General features: G+C 34.6%; 12 protein-coding genes. 7 read left to right on the forward strand and 5 right to left on the reverse strand.

Features of this window, described 5'->3' with window-relative positions; translation table 11 throughout:
* Positions 1–40 precede the first annotated feature (40 nt).
* From porM to topA, 5 genes are all read right to left on the reverse strand, one after another.
* Positions 41–1,579: a type IX secretion system motor protein PorM/GldM gene (porM, locus tag B0A65_RS09100; RefSeq protein WP_074659877.1), complete on the reverse strand. Its 1,539-nt coding sequence runs from the start codon at positions 1,577–1,579 to the stop codon at positions 41–43.
* Positions 1,580–1,631: 52 nt separating this feature from the next.
* Positions 1,632–2,279: a type IX secretion system motor protein PorL/GldL gene (gene porL, locus B0A65_RS09105; RefSeq protein WP_074659876.1), complete on the reverse strand. Its 648-nt coding sequence runs from the start codon at positions 2,277–2,279 to the stop codon at positions 1,632–1,634.
* Between the two features lie 60 nt (positions 2,280–2,339).
* Positions 2,340–3,737, reverse strand: a complete 1,398-nt coding sequence (porK, locus tag B0A65_RS09110) for a T9SS ring complex lipoprotein PorK/GldK (RefSeq protein ID WP_074659875.1) — start codon at positions 3,735–3,737, stop codon at positions 2,340–2,342.
* Positions 3,738–4,000: 263 nt separating this feature from the next.
* The gene (locus B0A65_RS09115) at positions 4,001–5,152 is read right to left on the reverse strand and encodes a formimidoylglutamase (protein WP_074659874.1); all 1,152 of its coding nucleotides are present in this window, start codon (positions 5,150–5,152) and stop codon (positions 4,001–4,003) included.
* A 3-nt stretch (positions 5,153–5,155) separates the two neighbouring features.
* Positions 5,156–7,672, reverse strand: coding sequence for a type I DNA topoisomerase (gene topA / locus B0A65_RS09120; RefSeq protein WP_074659873.1), 2,517 nt, complete (start codon positions 7,670–7,672; stop codon positions 5,156–5,158).
* An 824-nt stretch (positions 7,673–8,496) separates the two neighbouring features.
* On the opposite strand from topA, the gene miaB reads away from it, so the two are divergent.
* The 7 genes from miaB to B0A65_RS09155 all read left to right on the forward strand — a co-directional run bounded on the left by miaB (position 8,497) and on the right by B0A65_RS09155 (position 14,974).
* Positions 8,497–9,942, forward strand: coding sequence for a tRNA (N6-isopentenyl adenosine(37)-C2)-methylthiotransferase MiaB (miaB, locus tag B0A65_RS09125; RefSeq protein ID WP_074659872.1), 1,446 nt, complete (start codon positions 8,497–8,499; stop codon positions 9,940–9,942).
* Between the two features lie 87 nt (positions 9,943–10,029).
* On the forward strand, positions 10,030–10,401 hold the full coding sequence (locus B0A65_RS09130; RefSeq protein ID WP_074659992.1) for a GxxExxY protein: 372 nt from the start codon (positions 10,030–10,032) through the stop codon (positions 10,399–10,401).
* A 53-nt stretch (positions 10,402–10,454) separates the two neighbouring features.
* Positions 10,455–11,711 carry a sigma-54 interaction domain-containing protein gene (locus B0A65_RS09135; protein ID WP_074659871.1) on the forward strand — a complete coding sequence of 419 codons (1,257 nt, stop codon included), beginning with the start codon at positions 10,455–10,457 and terminating at the stop codon, positions 11,709–11,711.
* Positions 11,712–11,920: 209 nt separating this feature from the next.
* On the forward strand, positions 11,921–12,424 hold the full coding sequence (locus B0A65_RS09140) for an LptE family protein (protein ID WP_074659870.1): 504 nt from the start codon (positions 11,921–11,923) through the stop codon (positions 12,422–12,424).
* A gap of 95 nt (positions 12,425–12,519) precedes the next feature.
* On the forward strand, positions 12,520–14,214 hold the full coding sequence (locus B0A65_RS09145) for a tetratricopeptide repeat protein (protein WP_074659869.1): 1,695 nt from the start codon (positions 12,520–12,522) through the stop codon (positions 14,212–14,214).
* 3 nt (positions 14,215–14,217) lie between these two features.
* Positions 14,218–14,556: a preprotein translocase subunit SecG gene (secG, locus tag B0A65_RS09150; RefSeq protein WP_026985706.1), complete on the forward strand. Its 339-nt coding sequence runs from the start codon at positions 14,218–14,220 to the stop codon at positions 14,554–14,556.
* Positions 14,557–14,698: 142 nt separating this feature from the next.
* Entirely contained in the window at positions 14,699–14,974 is a 276-nt protein-coding gene (locus B0A65_RS09155; RefSeq protein ID WP_012023920.1) for a co-chaperone GroES, read from the forward strand.
* Positions 14,975–14,998: the final 24 nt, after the last annotated feature.

Genomic DNA, 14,998 nt, shown 5'->3' on the forward strand with positions numbered 1-14,998 from the left:
ATATCATTATAAGATATTGAATGTAGTCTTACCTACTTTATTATTGTATTTCGTAAATTACCGGAGCAGTACGTGGTAATAAATAACTACCAGCTCCAACAAGTTTAGTTTTAATTTCAGAAATAGTAACCTGATCACCTCTTCCAGCTTTAGCAAGAACTGATTTACATTGTGCACTTAATTTATTACCAGTAACAACAACTGTAGGCTGTCCTGCAATTTTTAAATTAAATCCAACAACATCTAAACCAACTTCAAAATCAAAATCAAGTAATTTAGCACCAATAGTAGCAATTTCTAAGTTAGATTTAGGTCCTTTAACAACACCCATTTCACCTCTAATTGTACCTGTTGGACCAGGAATACCTTTAATTCTGAATGATTTCTTATCTGTAACTTTGTCACCGTTTGGTAAAGTTCCAGTAACAGAAATAGTAGCTTCAGTACCTGAACCAGGGCTCATGTTATATTTACCAGGTTTTCCAGCAGAAGCCAGACCTGGAGCACTTGCAACAATTTTGTTAGCATCAACACCAGCAAATGAAACAGAGATTGGGTTAACAACACCTCTATAAACCACATTCATTTTATCAGCAGAAATAGTAGCTGAATTTGGTTTTGGTACTACAACGTAAGTTCCTTTAAATTTCAAAGGAATGTTTTTTCCATCCTCTAAGAACGTAAATTGTCCATTGATATCCTGTTCTCCAACACCACCAGCAGTTAATGAAATAACAGCTTGTCCGTTAACGATTTGTCCAGGACCCTGGAAAGAAGTTGGTTTAGTATTTTCATCATAACGACCTAAAACTACCTTACCTGTAACTTTCTCACCTTGGAAATAAGCATTTTTGTCTAAAACAACAATCGCTTGATAGTTACTGTAAGAAGCAGCAGCTACCGCAGCTTTTCCTAAAGCAGCACTGTATACATCAGATTCTGCTTTTTGAACGTCATTTTGCCAAGCCGAAAGTTTAGCTAATGAAGCAACTGCAGGGAAACCTTTAAAGTGGTAAGCTAAATACTTATCTTTTAAACCTTCTTTGTTTTTCACATCCGAAACATCAAATTTCTTTTCAATCTCAGCAACAATAGCAGCATATTTTTTATCTGCCAAAGCAGCTTTCATAGCAGCTTTATAAGCCTCAATATGTGCGATAATGTCATTTCCTTTAGCAGTATATCCCTCACCAGTAAACCAGTTGTCGATATTATCACCTTTGTCCATAGACTCATAAGGTAATTTTCCTGTTTCTTTATCAGATTCGAAACCTTTTAAAACATCACCTTTCAAAGATCCGATGTATGCATAAAATTCTTTCGAAGCTGTTTCAACTTTATGAGCTGTAACTGCAGCAATAGCGAATTCTCCTTTTGCTTCAGCAGCTTTTTGATCTAACGACATCAATAAACCAGCATTTGATTGTTCTGAAGATGTGTTAGCGCTTTCAAATTTTTCATTCATTAATCCAAAAGCAGATAAAACTTCTTTGGACATATTCATTGCTAACATTGCGATGAAAACCAGATACATCAGGTTAATCATCTTCTGTCTAGGGGTTAATTTTCCTCCTGCCATTTTTTTCTAATTAGTTCTTATTAATAATTTTAATATAATAGTTAAAAACTAATTATCCTTTGTTACTCATTGCAGAAAGCATACCACCATAAACACTGTTTAAAGAAGCAATGTTTGCAGTCATTGATTGCATTTGTTCTTTTAATTTAGAAGCATTATCAGCGATTTCGCTGTTTGCTTGTGCGTTTCTTGAAGCACTCTCTAATTGTACTTTATATAAGCTGTTTAATGATTCCATTTGTGCAGCAGCCATAGACATTTCTTCAGCATATTTCTTTTGTCCTGCGATAGAATCTACAGTTGGAGAAATTGCTTTAGCAGCTCCTTCGAAATTTTTGATGCTATTTCCTAAGCTTGACATTAATTCTCCGTCAATTTTAGCTTCTTTCAACATTGCATCTAATTTTTGAGACAACAACCCTTGGGCATCAGTTGGTGTTTCAACTTTGTCAGCTTTTTTTCTAGCCTGACCATTCGCTAATTCCGGGTAAACAAGAGTCCAGTCTAATTCTTCATCTACTGGTTCGAAAGCAGAAAGAGCAAAGATTAACGCCTCAGTTACTAATCCAACAGAAAGCATTAACGTTCCTGTTAATGGTCCGATTTCAAAGTGAGTAATTTTGAATAATGCTCCAATAATTACTACTGCCGCTCCCATACCATAAGCGAAATTCATTGCTTTTTTACTTAATAATGCCATAATACTTTTTTTTAGGTTTTAATAAAATAGATTGATTTGGATATTGAATTTAATTATAATTTACTTTTTCTTTTTGCTTCCTGTTACCTGAGTTCCCATGTAATCCTGTACAGTTCTGAAACCAATATAACTTCTTGCTGAGTCAGCATATTCGTGATCACGTGTACTTACCTGTAGGAAATAAGCAACATCTTTCCAAGATCCACCACGAACCACTTTTCTTTGATTGTTTCCATCAATTACGTTAGGGTTCATTGTAGAAACATATTCGTATGCATTTGGATTGTAAGCCGAGTCAGTCCATTCTGAAACATTTCCTGCCATGTTATATAATCCGTAACCATTTACTTCATAAGATTTAGCCTCAACAGTATACAAAGCCTCGTCAGCAGCATAGTCTCCTCTGCTTGGTTTGAAGTTTGCTAAGAAACAACCTCTGTCACTCTTAGTATAAGGACCTCCCCAAGGATAAGTTGCAGATTCCAGACCTCCTCTTGCAGCATACTCCCATTCCGCCTCTGTAGGTAATCTGAAAGCATTTACTAAGTCACGTCCTTTTTTCTTAGATTTAATATAACTGTTTTTGTTCAAAGTTCTCCATGCACAAAAAGCTTTAGCTTGTTTCCATGTAACACCAACTACAGGATAATCTCCGTAAGCTTTGTGCCAGAAATAATCATTGTGCATTGGCTCATTATAAGAATAAGCAAAATCTTTAATCCAAACTGTTGTGTCAGGATAAACACTTACCTGTTCTGTTTTAACGAAGTCTTTTCTTTTTCCTACTTTGGCTTTTGCAGCAGCCTGAATATCCATCCAAGAATAACGGAATTTCAATTTATTTACGTCAATTGTTCTTAAACCATTGTATGATTCTTCAATTGGCAAATACATAGAATCCATTACTTCAGTGTAATACTCATCCGGATAAGCTTTTGTATCTTTAATTAACTTAACTTTTTTGTTTAATTTTCTACCAGCATATGGATCATCTTTCGTTCCAACACTATAGTAGTTATCATACATGTATTTATCATAAGCCGTCATTTTATCTGGCTCAGAATCATTAAAGGCATAATCAGCGATACTACCGCCTTTTTTACCTTTATCACCAGTAGATTTTTGTCCTGTTTCATCAGCTAAAATAGCCAAACGAACTCTCATTGTAGAGTCTTTTACCCACTCTACAAACTGACGATATTCACTATTTGTGATCTCAGTCTCATCCATATAAAATGAACGAACAGTTACCGTTTTAGTAGGAGCGTCTTCTACATTAGCTAAATCAGCATCTGATTTACCCATAATAAAGGATCCACCAGGAACTAATGCCATTCCATAAGGTTTCTCAGGATGCCATTTCCCTCCTGTAACACCAACTAACTCACCCTTGTCACCTGACTTACCACAGCCGATTACTAGTGATAACATTGCTGCAAATGCAAAAAACTTCTTCATATAAATTTGGGATTATCTATTCATTATTATAAGTCCGTAAACGTATTTATTATTTATCTAAAAAACAATACTAGTTGCGAAATTTATTTTACTGTTCAAAAATAATGTTAAATAAAATAAAAAAAAAATATTTTATCGACAAACTAGCACAAAATATCGACGTAAAACGTTAAATTTTAGATTATATATTTATTTTCCTACTAAATTATCTTAAATTATTTTTGATAATTTCAAAAAATTAAGATTTTTTCTAAAATTATCTTTTATAAAGCATTTTTTCTTTGTGCTTTCCACCATCTTTCTGGCAATTCTTGATTACAAGCGCACAAATATTCGTCGTACGAACACGGTAATAACGTATTTCTTTTCAATTTATTGTTCCCATTCGACACAAACGGAATTTCGATCCACCAACGGTCTGTTTTATCACTTTTGTAAAAAATCAGTTCCTCATCTTCCAGTGGCACAATGTATTTCAAATAGTTAGTTCTGCTACCAAACGGATATTCTTTAGAACGATAATGATATCCTTCAATGAAATACCAAACAATCTGAGCAATCATAGCTGACTCATGTAAGGTACTATTGTGATTAAAGATTCCAAACGATGAAACTTTATCACTAATTCCTGCATATCTTGCTAAGGAACAAATCTCTTTTCCGTTAAAACCATTAGGTTCAAAAGTAACATTATTTCCTGAAGCTGAAGACTTTACCGAATTTAAATCAATACTTACCAAATCAGCATCTCTAAAAACGGGTTCAGCCAAAGCAATCTTATTCGAAATCTCACCTAAACGATACGCATCAAAAAACAACTTTTCAATCAAATCAATTTCTTCCTGCGAATTATAGTAGGTCTGATACCCTATATTACAATAGTTAAAAAGGTTATTTGGCTCATCTATAATGATTTTAGTCAGATAAGAATTAGCTGAAACCGTTTCATTTTCTTTTCCAAAATCAAATCGATTATCAACCGCCACCATGTTTACCATTTGCTCTAAATCATCGTAAGCACGATACAAAGCATAGGTCAAATCCTGCGAACCTCCCAGGACTATAGGAATCACTTTATTCTTAATTAAAGCGGCCGTTACCTTTTTTAATGCGAAGTAAGTATCGTCAACAGAATCACCTGCAAGTATATCGCCCAAATCAGCGACAGAAGCATCCCAGTTACCGGGAAACATACTATACAACTTTTTACGAACAGCCATAAGGTTAACTTCATTAACCATATTAATGTTCCTGCGATCTTCTAAAACACCTACTATAGCTATCTGCACCTTGCTAATATCAGGAAACTGATCCTGAGTATGCAAAACAATCTTGCTACCCAATTCTTGTGAAGACAACGAACTAATGAACTGTAAAATTCCGTCGTTAACTGGTTCTAGAAAATCAAATTCCATTTATTATTTCTTTTTAGCAGCTGGTTTTTTAGCCGGAGCTTTCTTTGCTGTTGTTGCTTTTTTTGCTGGTGTTTTTTTTGCCGGAGTCTTTTTGGCGATCATTTCCTGAACTTCAGCCAATGTTAATTTCGTTGCATCAACATCTTTGCTTAATTCAATTTTGATTTTACCTTTTGTAATAACAGAGCGCCCCCAACGTGCTTTCTCAACCAGAATTCCTTCGTCTTCCCAATTGTGAAGCACTTTATCTATGTTTTTCTGTAATTTATCTTCAATCAATTCCTCAACATCAGCCTGCGATAAATTATCAAAATTGTATTTTTTGCTCACATTTACAAAAAGACCATTCCATTTGATAAACGGACCAAAACGTCCCACACCTTTTTGAACTGATTCTCCTTTGTAAACTGCAATTGGCGCATCAGCAAGTGCTTTTTCATCAATTAACTCCTGAGCTCTTTCTTTTGTAACAGCTAATGGATCTTCCCCTCTTGGCAGTGAAATAAAAACACTTCCATGACGTACATAAGGTCCGTAGCGCCCATTACTTACTTCAACTTCTTCTCCTTTATATTCTCCTAAGTTTTTAGGTAATAAAAATAAATTTAAAGCATCTTCTAAAGTAATATTTCCAATATTTTGGTCTGCCATTAAGCTGGCGAACTTTTTATCTTCATCATCCGCTTCTCCAATTTGAGCCATTGGACCAAATTTTCCTAAGCGAACAGATACTTGTCTTCCATCTGCATCTTTACCCAGAATTCTTTCACCACTTTCTCTCTCAGCATTTGCTTCAACATCTTTAACATTTGGGTGAAATTTATCGTAGAATTCCTGCATCATGGTTGCCCAGTCAATATTTCCTTCTGCAATTTCGTCAAAATCCTGCTCTACTTTTGCAGTGAAATTATAATCAAGTATGTTTCCGAAATTCTTAACAAGGAAATCAGTAACAATTGTTCCGATATCTGTAGGAACCAATTTTCCTTTATCAGAACCTGTATTTTCTTTCAGCAACTTCTCACCAACTTTATCAGCCTGCAAAGTAAGTTGTGTATAATTACGTTCCTGACCTTCCAATGTTCCTTTTTCAACATAATTTCTGTTGATGATCGTCGAAATAGTTGGTGCGTACGTAGACGGACGTCCAATTCCTAATTCTTCTAATTTTTTCACCAAAGAAGCCTCTGTATAACGTGCCGGTGGTCTTGAATATCGTTCTGTAGCTGTAATATAGTTGTTAGCCAGTTTTTCGTTTACTTTCAACGCTGGCAACATTCCTTCTTGTTCTTCCTCGTCATCATCGTGTCCTTCAAGATATACTTTAAGAAAACCTTCAAAAAGTAAAACTTCTCCTGAAGCTGTAAAAATTTCACTGTGATTATTCGCTTCAATTTTTACGTTTGTTCTTTCTAATTGTGCATCGCTCATTTGAGAGGCCAATGTTCTTTTCCAGATCAAATCATACAAACGAGCCTGATCACGGTCAATGTTTACTGTGTGGCGCGACATATCAGTCGGACGAATTGCTTCGTGCGCTTCTTGTGCTCCTTTACTCTTGTTTGCAAAAGTTCTCGGTTTCGAAAATTCTTTCCCGTATGATTTTATAATTTCAGCTTCAGCGGCATCCATTGCATCTTTAGAAAGGTTCACACTATCCGTTCTCATATAAGTAATAAGTCCGGCTTCGTATAAACGTTGTGCAAGCTGCATGGTGATTCCTACTGGCAAATACAATTTTCGGGCTGCTTCCTGCTGAAGAGTTGAAGTTGTAAAAGGTGCTGTTGGAGATTTTTTGGTAGGTTTAGTTTCTAAATCGGCTACCTTATATTTAGATCCGATGTTTTGTTTTAAGAAATCTTCGGCTTCTTTTTTAGTATTGAAGTTTTTTGGCAATTTAGCTTTGAAAGCTTTTCCTGCTTCATTCACAAATTCTGCTACAATTGAATAACTCGCTATGGCTTTAAAATTCTGAATTTCACGTTCTCTCTCTACAATCAGACGAACAGAAACAGATTGTACACGTCCGGCAGAAAGTCCGCCTTTAATTTTTCTCCATAAAACCGGAGACAATTCGTAACCTACTAAACGGTCTAAAACACGACGTGCCTGTTGTGCGTTTACTAAGTTATAATCAATTTCTCTTGGATTGTCGATTGCTTTAAGAATAGCTGACTTGGTAATCTCGTGAAAAACAATTCTTTTGGTTTTTTTTATATCTAGTTTTAGTTCTTCCGCCAAGTGCCATGAAATAGCTTCTCCTTCGCGGTCCTCATCACTTGCCAACCAAACCATTTCGGCATTTTTAGATAGTGTTTTTAGTTTACTTACCAGGGCTTTTTTATCAGGAGAAACTTCGTATTTAGGTTTAAATCCATTCTCTACATCTACTCCTATTTCCTTTGATGGTAAGTCGGCTATATGTCCATAACTTGACTCGACCTGAAAATCACTTCCTAGAAATTTCTCTATCGTTTTCGCCTTTGCAGGTGATTCCACTATTACTAAATTCTTTGCCATTGATCTATTTTTCTGCAACAAAAGTAGAAGTTTTTTTTAAATATCAACCTTGATAATGCATTTTTGAGTTATTTTGATATTATGTTTCTAAAAATTGCAGATTTATCTGTATTCTCACCTATTATATATATAGGTATAATTTTAAATGGATTATGTATCAAGAATGTGCTTTTATTTAGAATTTTAGATTTCAGACTTTAGATTTTAGATTATTTAATCTACATGTATTTCGTGTAGTAAATTTAACCGCAAAGGTCGCAAGGGTTTACGCAAAGGTCGCCAAGCTTTAGTTAAACTGAACAATTTCAGAGGAGGAATTGCACAAAGCTTTGAGATGATTTTTACTTTTAATTTATGGATAAACATCTTAGATTTTAGGGTTATTTCTAGCCCAGATTGCAGTGGAAAGCCCGGAATAAAAAAAGCTGATTTTTCTTGCCATAAAACAGCGACCGGAGGAAGCTCGTTTTGTGGCTTAGAAAAATAGCTTGTTTTATGTCCCGATAACTATCGGGATGAAACGGAAAGCTGGAATAGCTTCTTAAATAAAAATTTAACCACAAAGTCCACAAAGATTTATACAAAGTTCGCTAAGTTTTAATTTAAGCTGAAAAGTTTCAGAGGAAATTCACAAAGCTTTGAGAATTACTTTGAGTTTTAATCTTCTGGTTAATATATTTTAAATTCCTTACTTACATTAAAAAAGATCTTTTGCGGCTCCTACAGGTAGATCTAAAATCTTAACTCTAAAATCTAAAATCTTTTCTCTGCCATCTTGTCATATTTATACCTTTTGCGTTATCTTTGCACTTTGAAATTATACAATGGAAAAGATTATTGAAGAAAGCAAACAGGGCGAAAGTCTTGTTTTAGAGAATAAACCTGAGAATACAAAGAAACTTTTTATAGAAAGTTACGGTTGTGCGATGAATTTTTCGGACAGTGAAGTCGTAGCTTCTATTTTATCAATAAACGGATATAACACTACACAAACCCTTGAAGATGCTGATTTAGTTTTAGTTAACACCTGCTCAATTCGAGATAAGGCGGAGCAGACTATTCGTAAGCGTCTGGAAAAATATAATGCGGTAAAACGTATTAACCCGAAAATGAAAGTAGGCGTTTTGGGCTGTATGGCCGAGCGTTTGAAAAGTCAGTTTCTGGAGGAAGAAAAAATAGTCGACCTTGTTGTTGGTCCTGATGCTTACAAAGATTTACCTAATTTATTGGCAGAAGTTGAAGAAGGCCGCGACGCCATCAATGTAATTTTATCAAAAGACGAAACGTACGGAGATATTTCGCCGGTTCGTTTGATGAGTAACGGAATTACCGCGTTGGTTTCGATCACACGTGGTTGCGATAATATGTGTACGTTTTGCGTTGTACCTTTTACACGTGGCCGTGAGCGTAGTCGTGAACCTCAAAGTATTATGACTGAAATTCAGGATTTATGGGATAAAGGTTTTAAGGAGATTACACTTTTAGGTCAAAACGTTGACAGTTATCTTTGGTACGGAGGCGGTTTGAAGAAGGATTTTGTAAATGCTTCTGAAATGCAAAAAGCAACTGCAGTTGATTTTGATCAATTGCTTGAAATGGTTGCGGTTGGTTTTCCTAAAATGCGCATAAGATTTTCGACTTCTAATCCGCAGGATATGCACGAAAGTGTTTTGCATGTTATTGCGAAATATCCAAATATCTGTAAACACATTCACTTGCCCGTTCAATCTGGAAGTAACAGAATTTTAAAAGAAATGAATCGTCTGCATACTCGTGAAGAATACATGACTTTGATTGATAAAATCAGGACTATTATTCCAAATGCTTCGATTTCGCAAGATATGATTGCCGGTTTCCCAACCGAAACGGAAGAAGATCACCAGGACACTATGAGTTTGATGGAATATGTAAAATATAATTTCGGTTATATGTATTCGTATTCTGAGCGCCCTGGAACTTTGGCAGGAAGAAAAATGGAAGATGATGTTCCGGAAGAAACCAAAGCCAGAAGATTACAGGAAATTGTCGACTTACAACAAAAACACGCCTGGTTTAGAAGTGAGGAATACGTTGGGCAAATTGTAGAAGTTTTGGTCGAAAAAGTTTCTAAAAAATCAAAAGATGAATTTTCAGGAAGAAACTCTCAAAGTATTACGGTTGTTTTTCCAAAAGAAAACTATAAAATTGGAGATTTCGTAAATGTAAAAATTATAAGTTGTACTAGTGGAACCTTAAAAGGTGAAGCTGTAGGGCTGAGTAGCATGAATTAATTTTTTTTGCCACAGATTTAACGATTAAAATGATTTTTTTGTATTATTTTTCTTATTTTAAATTTAATGGTAAAAATAAATTTATATATGCAATATTATAGAGAAAAAGAAACTTATAAGATTATTGGATTATGTATGGAGGTTCATAAAAATCTTGGACCTGGATTATTAGAAATAGTCTATAAAGATGCTTTAGAAATAGAATTTAGAGAAAACAACATTCCGTTTGAAAGAGAGAAGGAATATTCTATTGAATATAAAGGCAGAATCTTAACTCATAAATTTTATGCGGATTTCATAGTTAACGAAGACATTGTTCTAGAGGTAAAAGCGATAAAAGAATTTTCGAGTGAACATATTGCTCAGATTTTAAACTATATAAAATTGTCACATTCAGAATTAGGGTTACTTATTAACTTTCAAACAAAATCTCTTCAATATAAAAGATATATTTTATAATTTAGAGAATCTGAGTTAATCTTTTAATCTGTGGCAAAAGACAAAAAACATACATGGAAACAGTTCAAGCAATAAAACAACGATTTGAGATTATTGGCAATGACCCAAAATTAAATCGCGCCATCGAAAAAGCCATTCAGGTTGCTCCTACTGATATTTCGGTAATGGTGACTGGGGAAAGTGGTGTTGGTAAAGAAAATATTCCGAGAATTATCCATTCGCTTTCGCACAGAAAGCATGGCAAATATATCGCTGTAAACTGTGGAGCTATTCCGGAGGGAACAATTGACAGTGAACTTTTTGGCCACGAAAAAGGCGCTTTTACAGGAGCTACAAGCACCCGTGAAGGTTATTTTGAAGTAGCCGATGGCGGAACCATTTTTCTGGATGAAGTTGGAGAATTGCCATTGACAACTCAGGTTCGTTTGCTTCGTGTTCTTGAAAATGGAGAATTCATAAAAGTTGGTTCGTCTCAGGTTCAGAAAACGAACGTGAGAATTGTAGCAGCAACCAATGTGAATCTTTTTAATGCGATTGAAAAAGGAAAATTCCGCGAGGATTTGTATTATCGTTTAACGACTGTCGAAATCACTTTACCACCTTTACGTGAAAGAAATGAAGACATTCATTTGTTGTTCCGAAAGTTTGTAGCCGATTTTGCTCATAAATATAAAATGCCTCCGTTGAAATTGGATGATGATGCAGTTCAGCTTTTGCAAAAATTCAGATGGAACGGAAATATTCGTCAATTGCGAAATGTAGCCGAGCAAATTTCGGTTTTGGAAACGAATCGTGATATTACATTAGCTACTTTACGATCGTATTTACCTACTGAAGGAAGCAATTTACCTTCTGTAATTAGCGATAAGAAAAAAGATGATTTCAGTACAGAACGAGACATTCTGTATAAAGTTCTTTTTGATATGAAAAGTGATTTGAACGATTTGAAGAAGCTGACATTAGAATTAATGAAAAACGGTAATTCAAAAGTACAGGACATCAATCCGAATTTGATTCAGAAAATATACGGTTCTCAGGAAAATGACAGCGAAATTGATTTTGAAGAAGAACCAAGAACAGCGGTTATGACACCTGCAACACGCGAAGATAATTACCGCGTACAAGATGATAATAATTACTTAGATGCCGAAACCATTGAAGAAGAAGAAATTTTACGTTTAGAACAAAAAGAAATCGAAATGATTAAAAAATCATTAGAAAAAAATAAAGGAAAACGAAAAGCGGCGGCTGATGAATTAGGGATTTCGGAAAGAACTTTATATCGAAAAATTAAGCAATTTGACCTATAAATAGGAAATTCCAAAAAAATAAATTCCAAATTCCAACGCTTAAAAAAATCCAAAGAAGGAAAATCCAAATTCCAATTTTGAAACGGCAAACTTCAAAATAAATCCAATTTCAAATTAGTATATTTGAAAAAAAATAGATTCCAATTGGAATTTGGAATTTATAAATTGGAATTTCCTTCCAAAGATTGGAATTTCCCAACTATTGATTTATGAAAAAAATATATTCTTTATTAGCCTTTATCAGCCTCTTTTTATTAAGTGGTTGCAACGTTTACAACTTTACCGGAACCGGAACAATCGATGCCAAAACTTTTCAGGTTAACTTTTTTCAGAACAATGCTGATTTGATTGAGCCTGGAATTGACAGACAATTTACACTGGCTTTGCAGGATTTAATTATGAATCAAACCAACTTAAACCTGGTTAGTAATAGTGGTGACTTAACCTACGAAGGTGAAATTGTAGATTACAGAATTACGCCAATGACTGCGACTGCAGATCAGCAGGCGGCACAAAACCGTTTGACGATTCGTGTAAATGTCAGATTTTCGAACAGAAAAAAAGAAACTGATGATTTCGAGAAAACATTTGAATTTTATTACGACTTTCCCGGAGCATCACTGCCAACAGGTTCTGTTTTAAATACAGCGATTACGACTATTTTTGAAAGAATCACTCAGGATATTTTCAATGAGTCATTGGCTAAATGGTAAAGAAATGTTGATTTGTTGAATCGGTTAATCGTTAAATCGGTTTTAGAAAAAAACGATTCAACAGTTAAACAAATAAACGATTAAACAAAAAAGAAATGAATGTAACTGATTATACATACTTAATGAACAAACCCGATGCTATTACAGAAAAGCAGGCGGAAGCATTAGGCAATGTTTTGAATGAATTTCCGTATTTTCAAAGTGCACGGGCATTGCGATTAAAAGGTCTTTATAATCAAAATAGTTTCAAGTATAATTTTGCTTTAAAAGTTACAGCGGCTCACACAACAGATCGTACAGTCTTATTTGATTTTATTACTTCAGAGACTTTCACTTCTATTCAAGGTGAATATTATGATAAAAAACTTCAGGATCTTTTAAATATTACTGTTTTTGACAGCGAAATTGTCTTAGCAGAAGAAAAAAAGAAATTAGCCGAAGTTCGCGTTGATCCAATCGAGCAGTCCATTTTAAATTCTATTAAAGAAGCTACAGGAGTTACTTTTGAAGATCCTTCAAAAATAGAAGAAAATCTCATTGATCCTGTTATTGAAGAACCTTCTTTAGATTCTTTTAGAGAACCAACAAATGATACTGTTGAAGTTCCTCTAACAATTGAAGAAAACTCAGTTGATGCAGTTACAGAAGAACCAATTTTAGATTCTTTTACAGAAGCGACAAATGTTACTTTTGAAGAGCCTGTAAAAATTGAATACAAACCGATTGATACAATTATACCTACTTTAGATTCTTTTGAAGAAGTAGTTACTATTACCGCTGAAGAACCTGTAGAAGTTGAAGAAAACCCAATTGAAACAGTTACGGAGCAAGCTATTTTAGATTCTTTTAAAGAAGTAACAGCAGTTACACTTGAAGAATCTTTAGAAGTTGAAGAAAAAATAATTGAGGCGATTATCGAACAGCCGACTTTAGATTCTTTTGAAGAAGTGGCACCCACTACTTTTGAAGAACCTTTAAAAGTGGACGAAAAACCGATCGAGCTGGTTATCGAAGAGCCGACTTTAGATTCTTTTGAGGAAGCAACGCCAACTATTGAAGATACTCCAATTATTGAAACGAATCCAATTATTGAAACTACACCTATTATAAAGGAACCGACTCCAACTTTCTTTGATGAAATTGTAGAGGAAGAAATACCGAGCATAAGAGTTGAGCCAATTGAAGAGTCCACATATAATTCACTACAAGAAGCTACGACAGTTGTTTTTGAAGAGGTACCTGTAATTGACGAACCACAAGCGAGTGAAGAGCCAGAAGAAATAGAAGTTTCAGAAACAGTAAAAACAGCCGAAGAAAATCTGGAAATCGGAAAACCTTTGGATTTTTCTGCTAATGAAAAACACTCTTTTCAGGAATGGCTTCAGTTAGCCAAAACAGAACCTATTGACCGGACAAAAGACGCTCCTGAAGAAGCAGAATCAATTGAAAAAGTAGAAAACACGATTGAAAATGTAACTGAATCTGAAACAATTGACGAAGAGAAGAAGAAAAAAGCAGAAATAATCAATAAATTTATTGAGGCAAACCCGAAAATTTCTCCGATAAGACAGACTGCAATAACGCCAGCGGTACAATTAGACAGTGATAAAGAAGAGAATTCTTACCTAATGACTGAAACTTTGGCCAGAGTATATTTGGAACAAAAAAAATATACAAAAGCCATACAAGCATATGAAATATTAATTTTGAAATATCCAGAAAAAATTAGTTTCTTTGCAGACCGTATTTCGGATATTAAGATTTTACAACAAAATAACAATAATAATTAAGCAATGAGCACATTTTCAATTTTTTTAGTTTTAATCACAATAGTTTGTTTTCTATTGATCGTAGTAATCATGGTTCAAAACCCTAAAGGAGGCGGATTATCGTCTACAATTAGCGGAACTCAAATGTTAGGTGGAGTACAAAAAACAACTGACTTTTTAGATAAAAGTACCTGGACACTAGCTACTATTCTGATTGCTTTAATTTTGCTTTCAAGCTTAAGTTTCACAGGATCATTAAGTGATACTGATTCTAAACTTATTGAAAAAACAGAAGCTCCTGCAACTACACCAGCTGCACCAGTTCAACAAACTCCTGCTCCGGCAACGCCAGCAGCGAAATAATAGTTTTGAAATAAAATATACAATGCCAGCCTGTCAAAGCTGGCATTTTTTTTAAGAAATAATGTCAGTTTTACTAGCATGGCACAATTTCTGAAAGTTTATTGAACATTAAAAAACGTATAACTTATAACATTATAAAATCATGGCCTTAAACATTAAACCGCTTTCAGATCGCGTACTTATTGAGCCTGTTGCAGCTGAAACAAAAACTGCGTCAGGTATTTTTATTCCAGATACTGCCAAAGAAAAACCACAAAAAGGAACTGTTGTGGCAGTAGGAAACGGATCTAAAGATCATACAATGACCGTAAAAGTTGGCGATACTGTACTTTATGGTAAATATGCAGGAACAGAATTAAAATTGGAAGGAACTGATTATTTGATTATGCGCGAGGATGACATTCTTGCAATAATATAGCCCCCTAACCCCCAAAGGGGGAAC

The organism is Flavobacterium frigidimaris (genome assembly GCF_002217275.1).
GTDB lineage: Bacteria > Bacteroidota > Bacteroidia > Flavobacteriales > Flavobacteriaceae > Flavobacterium > Flavobacterium aquidurense.